This window comes from Nicoliella spurrieriana (genome assembly GCF_023380205.1).
Classification (GTDB): Bacteria; Bacillota; Bacilli; order Lactobacillales; family Lactobacillaceae; genus Nicoliella; species Nicoliella spurrieriana.
In genome coordinates this window covers 1,346,984-1,368,455 of the sequence record NZ_CP093361.1, presented here as the reverse complement: position 1 = coordinate 1,368,455, position 21,472 = coordinate 1,346,984, and the positions used below count along the sequence as shown (strand labels likewise).

The window sequence follows — 21,472 nt, the reverse complement described above, 5'->3', positions numbered from 1 at the left end:
TTCAACGGCCGTTAATAGCATCGTTGCCGCAAACAGTAGTAATGCTGCTAATGGCTACATCAAGGCCCAAGCTTCAACAATTGCTTCCGCCAGTGGCGTGGCTTCAACTGCGACTGCCGATGCTGACGTTCAATCTAGCGTTGCTGCCAGTCAAGCTCAAGTTGCTTCAATCGCTGCCAGCAAGGCGGTGGTTGATTCCACAACGGCCAGCGCTAGTCTAGCTGCCGTGAACAGCTTGGTTGCCGCCGCTAGTTCTGCCTACACGAATGGGGATACTGGCAATGGTCAACTCTTGGATTCACAAGCTGCCCAAACTGCATCTAATATGCAATCACAAGTAAGGGATGCTAGTGATCAAGCATCGATTGCTGCCGCTGCAAATACTGCTGCCCAAAGTGCTGCTACTAAGGCTCAAGCAGACAGTTCAACAGCTAATGCTGCATCAAAGGCTGCTTCGACGGCCTTTAGCAACGCCCAAGTTGCCAGTGGCGCTGATGACAGTGCCAGTGCTGCCAACAGCAACGCTGCCAATGCCAATGCGAATGCCGCTAGTGCAAATGTTGATCAAGTTGCTGCTAGTTCCGATGCGATTGCTGCAAATGGTGCAAGTCAATCTGCTAGTGTTGCTAACGCTGCAACTAGCGTTGCGAATGCTGGGACTTCCAAGAATGCTTCGCTCGCTAATTCGACTGCTGGCGCCAATCCAAAGAATGCAACGATTGCCTCATATGCTGTAATTGCAAATAGTGCTGCTACCGATGCTTTGAGCCAGTCATCGATTGCTGCCTCCGCTAGTTCAGTGGCTAGTTCCGCTGCTAGCGTTGCGAGTGCCCAAAATAGCACTGCTAATTCTGCAGCTACGAGTGGTGCTAAGGCTAGTGCCACTGCTAACCGTGCTGCTAGTGTCGCTGCCAGTGCCGCTAGTGTGGGCAATAGCTCCGTTGCCAGTGCTCAAAATGCCATTGCCAGTTCTGCTGCGGTTGATGCTTCAAATGCTGCTGCCTCCGCTGCTGCTGCTAGGACTGCTGCTGACAATGCCAACAGCACTGCTAATTCTGCTGCCGGAGTCGCCCAAAGCGCTAACACCGCTGCCAATGCTGACAGTGCTGCTGCTTCCGCTGCTAATAGCGCCATTAATGCGACCGTTAGTCAAGCGAACGCCGCTGATGGAAATAATTCCGGAACGGCCGCCCAAGCTAATTCTAATTCTGCAACCGTCAATACTGATACTGATTCAGCTACGACGGCTGCTGCCAATGCATCGACTGCTGCCAATACCGCAAGTGTTGCTGCTTCGGTTGCCAATCATGATAGTGGGCAATTGGATAGTGCTACTAGTACCATTAATAGCATTGCATCAGCTAATAGTAGCAATGCATCCAATGCTTACATTCAATCTCAAGTTGCAACCGTTGTTTCAGCTAGTTCAGTTGCGAGTGCTGCCGCTGCCGATGCTGATGTTCAATCCAATGGTGCTAATAGTCAGGCCCAAATCGCTTCGATCGCTGCCAGCAAGGCGGTGGTTGACTCGACTGCTGCTAATAACAGTCAAGTGGCTGTCAACAGCTTGACTAGTGCTGCTAATAGTGCTTACACCGCTGGTTATATTGCACAGGGGAGTTTATTGGCTTCCCAAGCTGCCCAAACTGCATCTAATATGCAATCACAAGTGAGCGATGCGAATGACCAAGCTAAAATTGCCAGCGATGCGAATACTGCTGCGCAAAGTGCTGCTAAGCAGGCGCAAGTCGACAGTTCCACTGCTAACGCGGCTTCCACGGCTGCTTCGACGGCCTTGAGCAATGCGCAAGTGGCTAGTGGTGCCGATGATAGCGCCAGTGCTGCTAATAGTAACGCTGCGAACGCCATCAGTGCGGCTTCCACCGCCATCGTTGATAGCAGTGCCGTGAGTGCCGACGCCACCTCCGCGACTGCTGCCGATCAGGCTGCAAGTACTGCTACCTCCGCTGCTACCGTGACCGCTAGTGCCGCATCCGTGAATGCTTCGACGGCTACTTCGACCGCGAACGCCAATCCAAAGAATGCAACGATTGCCTCCTACGCAAATGCTGCTAATAGTGATGCCAGTGTTGCTTCGACACAGGTTTCAACTGCAACTTCCGCAAGCTCCGTGGCTAGTTCAGCTGCCAGCGTTGCAAATGACCAGAGTAGTGTTGCTACCTCTGCCGTTAAGGTGGGATCCACTGCTAGTTTGACTGCTGCCAGTGCTGCGAAAGCGGCTGCTAGTGCTGCGAGTGCCGGGAATAGTTCCACGGCGAGCGTTGAAAACTCAATTGCTAGTTCAGCTGCCAGTGATGCCGAAAGTGCGGCGTCAGCAGTAGCTGCTGCTAAGCTTGCTGCAGATGCTGCTAACAGCACCGCCAACTCAGCTGCCGGGGTGGCCCAAAGTGCCAACACTGCAGCTAGTGCTGCTAGTGTTGCTGCAAGCACCGCTAATAGTAACGCCACTTCAACTGCCGTTTCTGCCAACGCTGCTTCCGGAAGTGACGCTACCAATGCTGCAAAGGCAAGTAGCTATGCCACCGATGTGAGTGCCAATGCCAGTGCTGCTAATACCGATGCGAATAATGCATCAACTGCTGCCAACACCGCCAGCGTTGCTGCTTCGACTGCCGCTAGTGATAGTGGTCAAGTTGCTAATGTTTCCGGGATGTTCAATAGCATTATTGCTACGAATAGTAGTAATGCTGCTAACGGGTACATTAAGACCCAAGCTGCTACCGTTACTTCAGCAATGGGGACTGTTAGTGCCGCTACTGCTGATGCGAACGTTCAATCATCCACCGCTGCAAGCGCCTACCAAGTTGCTTCAGCTGCTGCAAGTACCGCTAACGTTGATTCTGGAATTGCAAATAGTATTGCCAGTGCCGTGAACAGCTTAGCCAGTGCTGCCAATAGTGCCTATACGAATGGGGATATTGCTAACGGAAGCCTCCTTGCTTCCCAAGCTGCCCAAAGTGCTGCTGCCATGAGTGCGCAGTCTGAAGACGCTGCTAAGCAAGCATCGCTTGCTAGCGTTGCAAACACCACGGCCCAAAGTGCTGCTAAGCAGGCTCAAGCTGACAGTTCTACTGCCAATGCTGCGTCAACGGCTGCCTCAACTGCCTTGAGTAATGCCCAAGTTGCCAGTGGGGCTGATGATAGCGCCAGTGCTGCTAACAGTAACGCTGCGAACGCCATCAGTGCTGCTTCAACCGCCATTGTTGATAGCAGTGCCGTCAGTGCTGATGTCACTTCTGCAGACGCTGCAAACCAGGCTGCTAATGATGCTAGTGCCGCTGCTGCTAACACTGCGAGTGCTGCCGGGCAAAGTGCCTCGACTGCTACTTCAATTGCGAATAACAATGCTAAGAATTCAACGATCGCATCGCTAGCATCTAGTGCCAATAGTGCTGCCAGTGCCGCTACGAGTGAAGCTTCCGTGGCTTCATCCGCCAGTTCAGTCGCAAGTTCCGCTGCTAGTGTTGCAACCATCCAAAGTAGTGTGGCTTCAACCGCTGCTGCTTCCGGGATTGTTGCTAGTTCAACTGCTAATAGTGCTGCGAAAGCTGCTGCTAGTGCTGCTAGTGCCGGAAATAGTTCCACGGCCAGCGTTGAAAACTCAATTGCTAGTTCGGCTGCCAATGATGCATCGAATGCCGCTGCTTCCGCTGCATCTGCAAAAGCTGCCGCTGATGTAGCAAATAGTATCGCCAATAGTGCTGCGAATGCGGGTCAAGCTGCGAATGTGGCTGCTAGTGGTGATAGTAAGACGGCCGCTAGTGCTACCAGTGCTGCGATTGCAAATTCAAGCGCAGCCAGTGCTGCTGCGGGTAGTGATGCCGGTGTCGATGCGAGTGCAACCAATGAAGACACCAAGACCAGCACATACACCGGGGCTGCTGTTAACGATGCAAACTCCGCCAACAGTGCTGCTAACGTTGCTAGTGTTGCTGCTTCGGTTGCTAACGGCGATAGTGGTCAGGTTACCAATGCTTCAACGGCCGTGAATAGTATCTTTGCTGAAAACAGTAGTAATGCTGCTAATGGCTACATCAAGGCCCAATCGTCAACTGTTGCTTCTGCCAGTGCGACTGCCAGTGCTGCTACTGCCGATGCCAACGTTCAATCCAGCGTTGCGGTTAGTCAAGCCCAAGTTGCTTCGATCGCTGCTAGCAAGGCGGTGGTTGATTCCACGACTGCCAGTGCAAGTCTAGCTGCTGTGAATAGTCTCGTTGCCGCCGCTAGTTCTGCTTACTCGAATGGGGATACTGGCAACGGGAAACTCTTGGATTCACAAGCTTCCCAAACTGCCGCTAACATGCAATCACAAGTAAATGATGCCAGTGATCAAGCATCAATTGCTGATGCTGCAAATACCGCGGCGCAAAGTGCTGCAAAGCAGGCGCAAGTGGACAGTGCATCTGCCAATGCTGCCTCCACGGCTGCTTCGACGGCCTTAAGCAATGCCCAAGTTGCCAGTGGGGCTGATGATAGTGCCAGTGCCGCCAACAGTAATGCTGCCGACGCCACTAGTGCTGTTTCGACGGCTAGTGTTGATAGTGGTGCGGTAAGTGCTGACGCAAGCTCTGCAGATGCCGCTAACCAGGTTGCAAGTACGGCAACCTCTGCCGCTACTTCGACTGCCAGTGCGGCATCCAAGAATGCCTCTACGGCCACTTCAACCGCGAATGCTAATCCAAAGAATGCAACGATTGCCTCCTACGCAAACGCTGCTAATAGTGATGCGAGTGTTGCTTCAACACAGGCTTCAACTGCTACCTCCGCAAGCTCCGTGGCTAGTTCAGCTGCTAGCGTTGCAACTGTTCAAAGTAGTGTGGCCACTTCCGCCGTTAAGGTCGGATCAACAGCTAGTTCCACCGCTGCCAGTGCTGCGAAAGTCGCTGCCAGTGCCGCTAGTGCTGGAAACAGTTCCACGGCGAGCGTTGAAAACGCAATCGCTAGTTCGGCTGCCAGTGATGCCGAAAGTGCGGCGTCAGCAGTAGCTGCTGCTAAGCTTGCTGCAGATGCTGCTAACAGCACCGCCAACTCAGCTGCCGGGGTGGCCCAAAGTGCCAACACTGCTGCTAGTGCCGCTAGTGTTGCTGCAAGCACCGCCAATAGCGATGCCACTTCGACTGCCGTTTCCGCTAACGCCGCTTCAGCTAGTGATGCTGCCAATGTTGCAAAGGCAAGTAGCTATGCCACCGATGTAAGTGCCAATGCGAGTGCTGCCAATGCCGATGCTACTAATGCATCTAATGCTGCCAACACCGCTAGTGTTGCTGCTTCCGTTGCCAATAGCGATGGTAGCCAGATTACTACCGCTAACAGTGCAGTTGCCAGCATCGTTGCCACTAACAGTAGTAATTCTGCTAATGGTTACATCAAGGCTCAATCATCGATCATCACTTCAGCCAGCGCGACTGCTAGTGCCGCAATTGCCGATGCCAATGCTCAATCATCCACCGCTGCCAGTGCTTATCAAGCAGCTTCAGCCGCTGCAAGTACCGCTAACGTGGATTCAAGTAATGCGAACGCCATTGCCAGTGCCGTTAACAGCTTAGCCAGTGCTGCCAATAGTGCTTACACTGATGGTGACATTGCAAACGGAAGCCTGCTTGCTTCCCAAGCTGCCCAAAGTGCAACTGCCATGAGTGCACAATCTGAAGATGCTGCTAAGCAGGCATCAATTGCCAGTGTTGCAAACACCACGGCGCAAAGTGCTGCTAAGCAGGCGCAAGTTGACAGTTCTACTGCCAATGCTGCCTCTACGGCTGCTTCGACGGCCTTGAGCAATGCCCAAATTGCCAGTGGGGCTGACGATAGTGCCAGTGCTGCTAATAGTAATGCTGTGACTGCTACTAGTTTCGCTGCCACTGCGAATGCTGATAGCATGGCCGTTACTTCCGATACTGATTCTGCAACGGCTGCAAATACTGCTGCCCATGCAACCAGTGTTGCCACTAGTACGACCGCGAGTGCTGCTGCTAAGGATGCTTCGGCTGCTACTTCGACTGCCAATGCCAACCCAAGCAACACGACGATCGCATCATATGCAGCCGTTGCCAATAGTGCTGCCAGTGCCGCTACGAGTGAGGCCTCCGTTGCGTCATCCGCAAGCTCCGTGGCTAGTTCCGCTGCTAGCGTTGCAACCACCCAAAGTAGTGTGGCTTCATCTGCCGCTGCTTCCGGAGTCGTTGCTAGCTCGACTGCTACTAGTGCTGCAAAGGTTGCTGCTAGTGCCGCTAGCGTTGGTAATAGTTCGACCGCTAGCGTTGCGAACTCAATCGCAATTGCTGCCAATACTGCTGCTTCAACGGCTGCTTCGATTGCCGCATCTGCGATGGCAGTTGCTGCCGATGCTAATCGTACCGCCAATTCTGCTAATCAAGATGCATCCAATGCTAGTGCTGCTGCCGATACGGATAGTAGTGCGGCTGCTAGTGCCAATAGTGCCGTGAACTCAACCGTTAGCGGAGTTAAATCCGCTGCCGTTGAGAACGCAAGCACTTCCAGCACTGCTGCTAGTTATGCTGCCGATGTGAATGGCAATTACAGTGCTACCGCTGTTGATGCTGAACAGGCTTCGACTGATGCGGCCCAAGCCAGTTCTGCTGCTGGAATGACGACGACCTTTACTCAGAATGCCCAAAGTAATGCTACTGTAGCTGATCAAACGGCTAGTGCAAACCCACAAAACAGTGTTGTTGCCGCTCAAGCTGCATTAGCGCACTCCGCAGCTAGCGTTGCCACTAGTGCTGATACCGATGCGAATGCTCAAACGAGCGTTGCCGCTAGTGCATCCGTTGTGGCTAGCGCTGCTGCGAGTCAAGCTAGTCTAGATTCTTACAACGCTAGCTTGGCCGTGGCCAGTGTGAATAGCTTAGTATCAGCTGCCAACACTGAATACACCGATGGGAATATTTCACAAGGCGCACTCTTAACCTCACTTGCTGCTAGTGCCGCAGGTGCAATGAGTGCTCAGTCACAATCAACTTCTAAGTTAGCATCTACGGCCGCTTCTGCAACCGTGGTTGCAAGTGCCGCTGCTGCTAAGGCAATTGATGACCAATCAGTTGCTAGTTCTGCTGCCACCGTTGGTTCAACTGCCGTGGTTGCTGCCCAAAGTGCCGCTAGTCAAGCTACTTCTGCCTCAATTGCCGGAAGTAACGAAAACACAACGGCAGGCTCCGCTAGTTCGGTTGCCGGGAGTGTTACTTCTGGTGATAACACCAACGCCAGTGCTGCAAGTTCATTTGCCGGGGTTGCATCGAGTGCCGCTAAGGCTGCTAGCTCCAATGCAAATAGCATCAGCGCTGTGAACAGCGGGATGGCTGATTTGATCAGTGCCAATGCTTCGAACGCTTCTGTTGCTAGTGCTGCCGTAGTTGCATCAATGGCTAGCGCCGCACTTAGTTCGTTCAATGTTGATGCCCAAAGTCAAAATGCAATCGCATCGAGTGCCGCCTTCGTTGCCCAGACCATTCATGCTTCTGATAGTGCGTTGAATACCACGATTGCCAGTGCTTCGAGTGCCGTTGCTACCAACGTGGCTTCAGCTAATTCCGCATACCTTGCTGGGAGTTCATCTGCTGGTGATAGCTATGCGAAGGTTGCTAGCCAAGCTGCTGCGACTGCCTCTGAAACTGCGCAAACGATGTTGAACCACTTCAGTGCCATCTTTAGTTACACTAACGTTGCGAGTGCTGCTGCATCGAGTGCAGCTAATGATGTTCAACAAATTGGGGTGCAAATGAACAGCTTTGCAAGCGCATCTGCTGCAATCCAAAGCGCCGTTAGTGCCGCTAAGAGTGGCGATAGCGTTGCTGCTTCAGTTGCCAGTGCTTCAGCCGTTGCTACCGGACAAATTTCCGGGACCACCAGCACTGCGTTTGCTGATGATTCAGCTGCCAGCGTGGCTGCATCCACCGCCAGTGCGACCGGGGTAGTCGTAACCACCACCGTTAATAGTGCTAATGCCACGACTAGTACCATTGGTAGCTACTTCATTAACGATCCATCGAATGCAACGTTCAAGAGTGCATCCGCAGCTGCCAACAGTGTCATGGCCATCATTAATAGTGCCAACACTGATGCGCAAGCTCAAAAGAGCATTGCAACCAGTGCTTATGCAGTGGTTAGTTCATACACAACTGCAATTGCGTCCGCTAGTTCAGTCGTTGCCAATAATTCGACTGCGGCCGCCTTTAACAATAGCGTTGCAGTCTCTGATTACAACGCCGGTAACGTTTCCGGTGGTGATTCTGCAATTAGCATCGCCACTTCATACCTGAACGTTGCCCAATCCACCGCGGACAGTACCGCTAGTGCTGCCACATTGGCCGCTAGTCTAACTACCGTTGCGCAGTCCGCTGCTAGTTCAGCTCAAAGCGCTGCCAACACCGCGAGCGTTGCAAATGATTCATTGAATTCAATTGCGACTGAGACCGCGAACGTTGCCGCTGCTGACAGCAGTGCCATCGTTGCCAGTGCCAGTGCTGCTGATACGTCCGCTGCCAGCGCTAATAGTGCTGCAGGGACTTACTCATCAGCTGCGAGTGCGAATGCCGATCAAGCTGCCAGTGCTAATTCAACTGCTCGTTCCGTTGCTGGCGGAGTTAGTGGGAACGTTAGCGTTGCCACTCAACAGTCTTCAGTCGTCGCAAGCACTGCTGCTGCTAATCAGGGGAACTCAGCAATTAGTTCCGCTAGCGTGGCATTGAACAGTGCCAGCGTAGCGTTGGCCAGTGTTCAGGCCAGTGCTGAAGCTGCTGCAAGTGTTGCCAATGCTCAATATCAAGCCGCCAGTGTTGCTGCAATCGTTGCTAACAGTAATAGTCAAATGGCTAGTGTCAACGCTAGTCTTGCTAGCTTCACCACCAGTCAGGCGCTTTCTGCTAACGATGCGCACAACTACACACTCGCTAGTCAATTTAACGTAATTGCCGCTTCCAATGCCGCAGCTGCCTCCGTGAACGCATCAACTGCTAGTTCTGCCAGTGTCAACGCCGCCAGCGCGACCGTTGCCGCCCAAAGTGCTGCTAGTCAAGCCACTAGTCTACAAGCCCAAGCAAATGGACTAAGTAGTGCCATGACTGCAGAAGTGAACGCTGCATCGGTTGCCAGTGCTGCCGTTAGCGCCGCCAGTCAAGCGGTAAGTGCCGCTTCCAATGCCGCCACGGCAGACCAAAGTGCTGCTAGTGATAGTAGTGCCGTTAGTTTAGCTGCTGTGGCCACTAGTCGGGCTAGTCAATCGGCAAGTGTTGCCAGTGTTGCTGCTGATACTGATGCTAAGGGTGCTTCAGCACAAGCATCGCTTGCAACGTCAATGGCCAATACCCACCCAAGCAACTCGACCATCGCAGCATTAGCCACTAGCGCTAATAATGCATCTAGCGCTGCCGCTAGTGAAGCCGCTGTGGCTGAGTCAGCTAGTTCGGTTGCTAGTTCTGAGGCCGGAATCAACAGCACTCAAAATAGCATTGCTAGTGCTGCTGTGCTTGCTGGTTCGACCGCTAGTTCAATTGCTAGTTCGGCTGCCAGCGTCGCTGTAAGCGTCGCCAATGTCGGGAACCAAAGCGCTGCGGATACCGCCCAAAGCATTGCTAGTTCGGCTGCTTCAGATGCCGCCAATGCCGCTGCCAGTGCCGCCGCTGCTAAATCAGCTGCTGTCCTTGCTACTAGCCTTGCCAATGCTGCTAATAGCGCCGCCCAAAGTGCTGCGAGCGCCGCTAGCGGTTACAACAGCACCACTACTAGCGCTACCGATGCTGCTAGTGCGAATGCGAGTGCCGCCAGTGCCGCTGCTGTCAGTGATGCCGGTAGTGATAGTTTGGCAAACAGTTACTCGGTCGCAACCAGTGCCCATGCCGGTGCTGCCGATGTAGATGCGAACAACGCTGCTTCTGATGCCCAAACCGCTAGCCTAGCTGCTTCGGTTACTGCTAGCGATAGTGGGCAAATGACTAGCGTGACTGCTACCATTGCAAGCATCGTTGCCGCCAACAGTAGTAATGCTGCTAGTCGCTTCATTCAATCACAAGCAGCGCTTGCTAGTTCCAATAGTGCGGTTGCAAGCGTTGCCGCCAGTGATGCTAACGATCAATCAATGCTTGCAAACAGTCAATATCTAATCGCTAGTGTTGCTGCAAGTAGTGCAAACCAAGCTTCCAGTGCTGCTAGTGCCAGCGCTAGCGTTGTGAAGAGCCTCGCCAGTGCCGCTGATAGTGCCTACACCACTGGGGATGCTACGAACGGAAGCTTACTTGCTTCCCAAGCTGCCCAAGTGGCTACTGGAATGCAATCGCAAGTAAGTGTTGCTACTGACCAAGCTGCTAGTGCCGCTGCCGCTTCAACGGCTGCTTCCAGTGCTGCGGTTAAGGCCCAATCTGATCGCGCCACTGCTAGCGCTGCCCTAACTGCTGCATCAAATGCATTAGTTGCTGTTCAACAGGCCAGTGGGGCGGATAGTGATGCTGATCAAGCATCCAGTGCTGCAACGGTTGCTAATACCGCTGCCCAAAGCGCTGGGGATGCACAAAATAGTGTGAATGCTGATTCGGCAACTGTTGATTCCGTCACGACGACTGCACTTAGTGCTGCTAGTCAAGCTGATCATTCTGCTGCTTCAGCAAACTCCGCATTCATTGCCGCTTCCGTGCTTGCTTCGCTCCACTCTGGAAACGTTACGCTACAATCCGCTGCATTAGCCGCTAGTTCGGCTGCCAGCGTTGCCGATAGCGCAACTGCAGTGGCTGCAAGTGCCAAGAATCAAGTGGTTACCGACAGTAATACGATTACGACCCAATCAGCAGTTGCTAGCTCAGCCGTTGTTAGTGGTTCGCAGGCAAATAGTGCTGCGACCGTTGCTAAGATTGCTGCTGCTAGTTACGCGAGTGCCGGCAACAGTGCATCCGCTAGTTTTGCACGTTCCAATGCAGCCGCTGCTGCGTCGATTGCAGTGAATGCTGCAAGCACTGCTACCAGTGCTAAGGCGGTTGCTGATGCTGCCGCTTCCGATGCCAGCTTAGCTAATAGTACCGTCCAAAGCGCCAGTGCTACCGCTAGCGTTGCAAATAGTACCGCCCAAAGTGCCAATGCAGCCGGTAGTGCTGCTAACAGTGCTGCTAGTTCCGCTTCGAATGCGAACGTCAAAACCGCTTCACTCGCTAGTGGCAATGCAGTGGGCATCAATACCAATGCAACGCGGACGACTCAAGATGCCTCAACTGCAGCTAGTTACTCCGTCGTTGCAGGTGCTGATTCAACGGTTGCTGATAGTTACGCAAGCCAAGTTACGAGTGCATCGACTGCCATTGATCAAATCGTAGCTGCCAACAGCAATAACAGCTTTGTTCAATCACAGGCTGTCATCGCTAGTTCCGCTGCCGGAGCAGTTAGTGCTGCGACTTCCGATGCTGCCGTTCAATCCAGCGTCGCAAGTAGCGCTGCGCTAGTTGCCAACAGCGCTGCTTCAACGGCCAACTTGGATGCTTATAACGCTAGTTTGACGGTTAATAGCGTCAACAGCTTAGTTGCATCCGCTAATAGTGCGTATGCCCGTGGTGATGAGAATGGTGGTAGTGACCTGACTTCCACCGCCGCTGCTGCCGCTGCTGCGATGAGTGCTCAATCAAGCGATGCCACTATCCAAACGTCAATTGCCAATGCTGCGACCGCAATCGCTTCTACCGCAGCTGCATCAGCTGCCGGGGCCCAAGCCAAGGCTTCTGCCGCTGCCGTGGTTGCCGCAAGTGCGTTGAGTGCCGCTCAACTTGGCAGTACTGCTGATGCGAACGCTGCTGCCGCTGCGCGTGATGCAGTCAATGCATCAAATGCGGTTGTAACGACTTCCGCTGCCAGCGCTGCCGTCAGTGATGATTCCAATGCACTGAGCGCTAATGATTCGGTTGCATCCAGTGTTGCCAGTGTTGCTGGAACTACCGCTGCGAGTGCCGCAAGCACCGCAACCTCAGTTACTGCGGTTGCTTCTGCCAACCCAAGTAACGCTACGGTTCAATCAATTGCTGAAACCGCAAGGACCGCTGCCAGTGTTGCTAGTTCCGCTGCCAGCGTCGCTAGCGCCCAAAGTGCAGTTGTTAGTTCCGCTGCGGCCGTGGTTGCGGTTCAAAGCCATAACGCCAGTGTTGCTGCTTCAACTGGTGCCACTGCTCAATCAATTGCTTCGAGCGCGGCCTTCATTGCCTCGCTCAATGCAAATAGTGGGAACAGCAGTGCAACGACTGCTGCCATGAACCAAGCTAGTTCGGCTGCGAGTGTTGCCGCTAGTGCCAATGCTTCCGCTGCCGTTGCGAAGTCGATCGCAGATTCCGCCGTGAGTGCCGCTAGTGCTGCATTAGTGACCGAACAATCTGCCAATGCGGTTGCATTATCGAACGCGACTGCTGCCACCAGTGCCGCTAGTGCTGCTAATTCAGCTGCGAGTGCTGCTGATCAGGCCAGTGCTGATGCTCAATCACAAGCCGCCCACGCTACGATTGGAAGTGCCGCTACGCATTCATTCGCATTGATTGGAAGTGCTGATGTCACGTCCGCTTCCGGATACGCCAGTGCCGCTGCATCTGCAGTAAGTGTCGTTACGAGCTTATCCAATGCCGCTGATCAACAAAGTGCTCAAATGAGTGCGTTTGCATCAGCAAACCTAAGCAATGCAACCATCAAGAGTGCTGCGAGTGCGATGATGACGGTCCTTGCTTCGTTAGGGAGCGTTAAATCAGACGCCTCGTTGCAAGCAGTCAGTGCTGCTAACGCATCCAAAGCAGCTAGTTCGTTCGCAACGATTGCAAACGATGCAAGCGTGGTTGCTAGTTCGAATTCTACAATGGTCAGCGTTTACACCAGTCAAGCCGAATCGGCTACGACGGCCGGTAACTATGCTCAAGCAAATGCATTGAACAGCAGTGCTGCTGCGTACTCCAGTGCTACTGACTCCGCAGTTGCTCAAGCATCGACTGCCGTTGCTAGTGCAAATGCTGCGAACCTGGCTGCCAGTTCTGCTGCCGCTAGCGCAATTGCTGATCAAAGTGCCGCTACTGACGATGGAGCTCAAATTACCAGTTATGTGAGCGTCGCTAGTGTTGCAAGTGCTGCTGCTAGTTATGCAAGCAATGCAGTTGCTGCATCGCAGGTCGCAAGTGGGGCTGAAAGTCTCGCAACCAACAACAGTAGTGTTGCTGATGCTGCCAATGCCGCTACTAAGCTTGCCAGTGAAAGCGCTAGTGCTAACACGGTTGCGACCCATCATGATGCCAGTGCTGCGTCCACGGCTGCTCAATCAGCCACTGTGAACTCAGCGCAACACCCTGCAAACTCGCTAATTAGTTCTGCTGCGGTCGTTGCTGATTCAGCAGCAAGCGTTGCTAGTCAAGCTGCTTCTGATGCTGATTCGAATGCTTCCGTTGCTTCGAGTGCTTCGATTGCAGCTGCTAGTGCTAGTGCTATGACTTCAAGTGCCGCCGTAGTTGCTAGTGTCGCAAGTTCAGTGGCCCAAAGTACCGCCAGTGCTGCTTCCGTCGCTGCCCAAAGCGGGGATGTTGATGCTGCTGCATCGTATGCCAACACCGCATCCAGTGCTGCTACCACCGCAATGGTTGCCAGTGCTAATGCAGCGAGCGCCGCTAGTGTGACTGCTCAACAAGCAGCAATTGTTAGTGCCGCTTCATCGAATGCGTTGGTTGATAGCAGTGTGGCTAGTTCCGCCAATAGCGTCGCCCAGGCCGCTAATTCAGCTGCCGATGCTGCTGATCGTGCTAGTCAACAGGGTTCGCTCAGTGCCAGTGCTGCTAATACGGTTGCAGCAAGCATTGCGAGCGCAACGGTTGCTTTAGCTCGTCAAACGAATACGAACCAAGTTGCCGCCAGTTCCGCTGCCGTGGTTGCTAGTTCTGCTAATGCAGTTACTAGCGGTTACGACCAAGTGGCCCAAAGCAACTCAACGACTGCTGCCATCCTAGTCAGTGCATTACCAAATGATCACATCGTCTCCAGTGCTGCGAGTGTCGTTGCCAGTGCATACGTGACCGTTTCAGATGCGGATAGCATCGCAACGAGTGCACACTCAACGGCCACCAGTGCTGTTAGTGATGCTAGTCAAGCCGTTAGTCAAGCGGACCGTGATAACAGTCTGGCTGCAAATGGCGCTCAGACCGTAAGTAACTTTGCTAGTCAGGCGAATGTCGCCTACGGTGCCGGCAACCTCGTTGCTGGAAGTGTATTTAATTCACAAGCCAGCTCCGCTGCCACTAGTATGGCGGCCTTCCAAAGCGATGCCGTTGCCCAATCCGTTCAGGCTAGTTCGGCCACCAGCGTTGCCAGTGTTGCAGCTAGCGTTGCGAAGTCCGCTGAAGTGACTGCGAGCGTTGCCAATCAAGTGGTTGCCAGTGCCACTAGCGTTGCTAGCTCCGCTGCTAGTGATGCAGATCGCACGATTGAAAATGCGCAAACTAACTCGATGGCCGTTCAATCGGACCAAAGCGTTACTGCCCAAGCAATTGCGAGTGCAACCCTAAGCGTTAATTCAGCTAGTGCATACGCATCACAAGCCGTTTCAGATGCAACGATTGCAAATCAAGCTGCCATTGTTGCTAGTTCCGTTAACAACAGTGTTGCTAATGTGTTGAGCGCAAATGCTTCGAACAGCTCGGTCGCAAGTTATGCTGCCATTGCTAGTGCGGACAATCACGCCATCGCTTCATACGCAAGTGATGCTGAAGTTCAATCGAGCACTGCCGTTGCTGCGAACAGCACCGCTCAATCGTTGACCAGTGCGAATGGATCATTGAACAGTACGTTGAGCGATTATGCGACCCAGGTTTCAGCCATGGATGCTTCCGCTACCGCTGCTGAACTGGGTGGTGATCTAATCGCCGCAAGTAGTTATGCCAATGCTGCTACCGTAACGGTTGCGAATGCCAGTGCTGCTACTAAGACGATTACTGCAAATGCCAGTGCAATCGCTACTGCTACTAAGACTGCGAGCGTTGCTGCTGCAAAGGCTGCCAGTGATGATTCGGCCATTGCCTCGGCCACCGTTGACTTGAACAGTGCCGCTAGTCAAGCTACGAGTGCCTCTAGCTTTGCCCATGTTCAAACGAACTCCGCTAGTGATAAAGCTAGTGCTGCTAGTTCTGCGAATAGTGCGACCGCAAGTGACGCCGTAGTTGCGAGTGCCCAACAAGTCAGTGCAAACTCGACCGCCTCAATTGCAAGCTCAGCTAATAGTGCAGTTAGTTCGAAGGCATCGGTTGCTAGTCAAACTGCTGGGTCCATCAATAGCTACTATGTAAATGATCCAAACGATCAGACCTTTAAGTCCGCTGCTAGTGTTGCAACGAGTGCAACCAACACCATCAATAGTGCTAATGATGATGCGAAGGTCCAAAATAGCATTGCCACAAGCGTTGCAAATAACATTTCAGCTAACGCTAGTTTGGTTAGCTCCGCGAACGTTACCGCAACGAATGCGAGTCAAAATGCAATGACCTTCTATCAACAAGCATCATCGGCATATGCAAATGGGGATGTTGCAACCGGAACGCAAATGGGGGTTAACGCTAGTTCAGCTGCCAGCGTTGCTAGTGCTGCTGCACAATTTACTTCCAGTGTAGCTAGTGCAAACGCTAAGTTGAACCTAGTGGTTGTTAGTGCCGCTAGTCAAGCTGCTAGTGATGAAGCCACTGTGGACAGTGCCAATACGACACTGAGTTCCGCAAATTCATTCGTCGCAAGCACGGCTGAAAGCGATCAGCAACGTGAATCCGCTAGCGCCAGTGCTGCTAGTGCGAACGCCGCCAGTGGAAGCACCCAAACTGATCACCTAACGAGTGCTACGAACACTGATGCAAACCGGGTTTCAACTGCCGTTAGTGTTGCCACCAGTGCTAATAGCATGATTAATGCTGATTCCAACAGTGCCAACGCCCAAAGTGCTCAAATGAGTGGCTTTATATCTAACTACTCGAACAACGCGGCCATCAATAGTACTGCGAGCCTAGTTAGTTCAGCCAGTGCCGCAATCACCAGCCTGAAATCAGATGCCGGTCAACAGTTTAGTCGGGCCGCCTCGGTTGCAGTGACGGCATCGACTGCCGCAAGTGACGCTACTCAAGCCAGTGTAGTCGCTAGTTCGAATGCAAATATGGCTAGCTTCATTGCCAGTCAGGCTGCATCTGCGAACGCCGCTGGAAACTACACTCAAGCCGCTGCATTGAACTCGGCTGCGGGTAGTTATGCCAGTGCTGCCAATGCTCAAATCAGCGTTGCCAGTGTTGCGAGTCTTATCGCATCAAGTGCCACTGTGATCGCAAGTGCCGCAGCCAGTCAAGGGGTTAGTGATATGAGTGCCGTCAGTGTTCTGTCCGATAAAATGGCGAGTGCCGTTAGTTTCGCTGCCATCGCTGCATCTGCTGCTGCTAATGCTAGTTCTGCTGATAGTGCCGCCGTGGTTACTAGTTCTGCTACGGTTACGACCAGTGGAGCTGCCGCGGGAGCCGCATCCGCCACTAACACGGTCAATGCGAACGCAAGTGCCGTTGCTTCCAACATGGCTGGGACTGCTACGGCTGCCAATACCGCTAATAACGTGGCTTCAGCTGCTGAAAGCCAAGCTAATGCTCAGCCAACGAACGTGAAGATCAGTAGTGCTGCGGGTGTTGCGGTTTCCGCTGCGAGCGTGGCGAGTGCTGCATTGGCTGATGCAGAATCTGCCAACAGCGTTGCCACCAGTGCTAGCTTCGTTGCAAACAGTGCCAATAGTGTTGCTAGTGCTGCTAACCAGACTGCTGCTTTGGATAATAGTGCCGCAGCCAGTGCCGCAATTGCCGCTTCGAATGCCGCCCAGAGTGGTGACAGTTCGGTCGCCTCAAGTGCTGCCGGGTTGGCCATCAGTGCCGCTAGTGCTGCACTTAGTGCCAGTGTGAATGCTGCGGATGCCGAAAGCGTCGCCATTTCCGCTGCCGACGTTGCTAGTTCCGCATCGGCTCGGGCAGTTTCTGATCAAAGCGTTGCCGCCAGTGCTGCAACGGTTGCTAGTTCCGCTAACCAGGTTGCTTTCGCTGCTTCTAGTGCATCCAGTGCTGGTTCCAATAGTGGCCAAGCTGCTTCCAACAGTGCAAATAGCTACTCGAATGCGGTTAGTTACCAAGCTGACAATGCTAATAACGATGCTAGTGCTGCAGGTAGTTACGCAAGTCAAGCCATTTCTGCTGCCACTGCTACTGACCATGTCACAAGCATGGCCCAAAGCGATGCTGCCGATGCTAACAGCGCTGCTGCTAACGATGCTTCTAACCAATTCGTATCAGCACAAGCTGCCACTGCCACTAGTGCTGCCAATGCGGCTGTAACCAAGCAATCAGATGCTGATTATCAATCCAGCGTAGCGCAAAGTGCTGCTAGCGCCGCCAGTGCTGCTAATGCTTCACTTATCGCTACTTCCACTGCTGCAAGCAGTGCTTACAGCCTCGTCAACAGCTTGAGTAGTGCCGCTAATTCGGCATACGCAGTTGGTGATACCGATGCTGGAAGCACCTACGCAAGTCAAGCGGTTGCAACTGCAACTGGACTTGCTAGTTTACAAAGTGTTGCTACTGTTCAGGCTAGTGCTACTAGCGCTGCCAAGAGTAGTGCTAGCACTGCTGCTGCAAATGCGATTGCTGATCAAAGCCTTGCCGATCAACTAGCTAGCCTTGCTAGTGCTACCGCTAGTGCAGCCATTTCCGCTGCTGCTAGCGATGCTACTGGGAACGGGAGTGCTGCTACGAATGCATTCAACCAGACTGCTAGCTATGCAAGTCAAGCTAATGGTGACTTGAACCCAACTAGTCAAGCCGCTTCAATCGCTACATCAGCAGCTGCGGTAGTGGTTAGTGACGTTGCTCAAGGGAGCGCTGCAGCTGGGACCGTTAATTCGATTGCTGCTGCGGTTGCCAATAACGCTGCCATTTCCGCTGCAGTTCAAACGGTGAGTGTTGCTAATCGTCAATTGACCAGCGTAAATGCAGTTGCCAGTGCTCAAAAGCAGGCCGCAATTGCTGCTACGGATAGTGCTAATTCCGCCGTCGCACTGGTTAACAGTGCTAATGCAACTGCCAGTGCAAATGATCGGGATGCACAAATCTATGCATCACTAGCTACTAGTGCTACTAACGCCCGTGACTTCGCCAATGCTGGTAGATACAATGCGTCTGCATCAGCAAATGCAGCGATTGCCACTGCAATGGTCAGTGTGGCCGCATCGGCTTACAACACCGTGGTTACGAATGCTAGCGTTGCTAGTCAAGCTGCTTCAGCTGCCGTCAATGCCGAAAGGACTGCGGATGGATTATCTGATCAAATCAGTAGTGCTACGAGCACCGCGGTTCAGGCTAGTGCTGCTGCATCCGATGCACTCAGGGCGTCAGCCGCTGCTGAGCATGCACAGGGGGATGTGACTAAGATCGTTGCCGATGCTAGTGTTACTAGTTCGGTCAGTATTCAAATTGCTGCCAATAGTCAGGTTGCTTCGCAACAGGCTACCAGTGCTGCTTTAGCCGCTCAAACCACGACTGCAAGTGCAACGGCTGCTGCTTCACTTGCCTCAGCATATCCTGAGGACCAATTCGTTAAATCGAACGCCAGTGTTGCTAGTTCCGCTGCCGTCGTTGCCAATAGTGCATTGACCCAGGCTGCATCAGCCGCTAGTGTTGCTAGCTCAGCATTCTCACAAGCACACAGTGCTAGTCAGACCGTTGATTCAGCATTGAGTGCTGCTAATGGTGCTAATGCATCCGTAGTAAGTGCGAATACCGCTGCCAGTGCATTTGCCCAAGCCGGCAATCGTGATCAAGCTAGTTCAGCCCGTTCAGTTGCTGAATCGACTGCTGCAACGATTGCAATTTACCGGAGTCAAGCGGATGCTGCTGTAATCGTTGCCACATCGTTAAGCTCGATTGGAGCTGCTGCTCAATCAATTGCTACTGATGATAACAGTACCGCCCAAAGTGCGATGAAGGTGGCAAGTACTGCCGCCCAAGCAATTAGCAGTGAAGTGACTGCCGCTAGTGCCGGGACGGATGCCGCTGGTAAGGTTACCAGTTCGGTTGGTTCGATTGCGACGAGTGCTGCCAGCGTCGCCAGTGTTGCAAATGTTGATACTGGACAGGCTGATAGTTACGCCAGCGTTGCTAACTCCGCTTCAGGTGCCGTTAGTGCCGCTAGTCAATCGATTAATTCGACTGCGACAATGATTGCCAACTTGCGGAGTCAATTCTCGACCAATGGAGTGCTTAACGCCCAAGCCAGTGTCGCTAGTTCCGCTGCTAGTGCTGCCGCTAGCCTTAATTCCGCTGGATCTGTGCAAGCCAGTCTTGCCAATGCTGCAAAGACGCTTGTGGATTCTGCCGGCGTAGTTGCTAGCTCAGCTGCTGCAACGATTGTTACGAACGCTTCGTTCGCCAATTCAACTGCTGCTCAAGCTAAGTCTTACTACGTTGAGGGGAACCAGAGTGCCGGGGATATTTATGAACGGCTAGCAACTTCAGCAACGAGTGGGATTGCTGCAGCCAACGAAGTGTTAAGTTCCGCTGCATCACTAGTTGCTGCTAAAACGTTAGTTGCAAGTTCCGCCGCTTCACAAGCCCTTGTTAATCAAGGTGCTGCCAATGAACTGAATGCCCAAGCAACATCCGCATTCACGGTTGCACAAGCTGCTTACTCAGCAGCATCGAACGCCAGTGTTGCTGCTAAGGACTCACAAGTAACGAGCTCAGCTGCCGTTGCAACTAATAGCATTACTGGCTTTACGAGTTCTGCTGCTAGCGTTGATGCGGCGGTTCAATCCACCACCACTAAGACGGTGCAGACGCTGAACTCCACCGCTGCTCAAGTCATGAGTCAAGCTCAACAAGCTAGTTCATTAGCACGGCTGCATCCTTCAGATGCAATGCTTGCTTCAATTGCAAACGTTACTAACAGTGCGGCCGTCGTTGCTAGTGCTGCCAATGCGGTGGTTAATTCCGCCGCTGCAACGATTAGTTCGGCTACTAGCACGACCAGTTCTGCTGATCAGGTTGCTCAATCAGCACGCGCTGCCGCTACTAGTGCTAACTCCACCGCTGTTAATGCTGCGGTGGCCGCAAATAGTGCAGCGAATGCTGGGAACAACAGCGTTGCTAGCTCTGCTCGTTCCGTTGCGGACGCTGCCGCCAGTGCTGCTGTTGTTCAAGCAAGCCTTGCTAACAGCGCCGAAGCAGTTGTCAGTGTTGAACACTCAATTGCAACTTCATTGGCAAGCGTCGTTGACACGAACGACCACCTTGCTACTAGTGCTGCAACGTTGATTTCTTCCGGTGTGGTTGCCGCTTCAAGTCAGGCGGCTAGTGTTAGTGCATCCGCAAGTGCCAGTGCATCTGCAAGTGCCAGTGCATCTGCGAGTGCTAGCGCATCTTCAAGTGCTAGCGCGTCTGCAAGTGCTAGTGCATCTGCCAGTGCATCCAATGCTGCCAAGTCGAGTGCCGCTAATAGCACTGCATCATCCAGTGTTAATAGCAGTTCAGCTAGTTCCAGTTCGAATAGTAGTAACGCGAGTGCTACGAGTGCTAATAACGCCAACTCGACTGCTAGTTCAAATTCTGCACCTACGTCTTCATCAGCAACTTCCAGTGCATCTAGCGCTAGCGTTAGTGATAATTACTACTCAATGGGGGTTGCCGCTGCTAAAGCCAATACTGGAAAGAGTCAGGCCTATGCTGATCAACCAACCTACCAGGGTGGTTATGATGGTTATGTTGCCGGTTCTAACAATGCTTCATCAGTATTGCCATCCGGGGTTTCATCAACCTACGCAAGTGATTTTGCTAGGGCCTATGCAACTGGGCATTCGGTATATGTAAAGCAGTATGCAGATGGGAAGGCCGCAGCTAAGGCTGATACCATTGCAACCCCATCGCTACGGAATCAAGCGAAGGGGTACGTAGATGGTTATGTTGCTACATTTAACAAGCGCCTAACTAAGCATTCTGAATACGTCTACAATAAACGGAAGATTTACCTCTACGAAAATCCAACGTTTGCTAAGGACCAACGGATTGCTAAGTCTAGCGCCATGGCTGGTAAGAACATCGACAAGTTCAAGATAACTAAGATTGCCGTTTCAGCCAGTGGTTTGGTTCGTTACTACGTTAAGGGCGTTCTCCCTGGTGGGAAGGGTGCCTACGTCACTGCTAACCATAACTATGTCGTTAGCGCTTACTACCAAGAATCAGACCTAAAGGGTCGGCACACCGTTCGGGTAATTAATCCAAAGGGTGCCATCATTCATGGTAACAAGCACTTTACGACGAAGTTCAAGTACTACAAACCAGGTTCTAAGATCAAGATTAACAAGGTCGTGAACTACAAGGGAATTACCCGTTTCTATGTTGGAAAGGGTAGGTATTTGACCAGTAACAAGAAGTTCGTTAAGTTCATCTAG

General features: G+C 52.7%; 1 protein-coding gene (only partly in view). It reads left to right on the top strand.

The window, feature by feature from the left end:
- Nucleotides 1-21,472, top strand: the end of a protein-coding gene (locus tag MOO44_RS07255) for a DUF5776 domain-containing protein (protein ID WP_260116470.1). 29,039 nt of this gene lie to the left of the window's left edge; 21,472 of the gene's 50,511 nt are visible here — the last part of the coding sequence; its start codon lies beyond the left edge, outside the window; it ends in the stop codon at nt 21,470-21,472.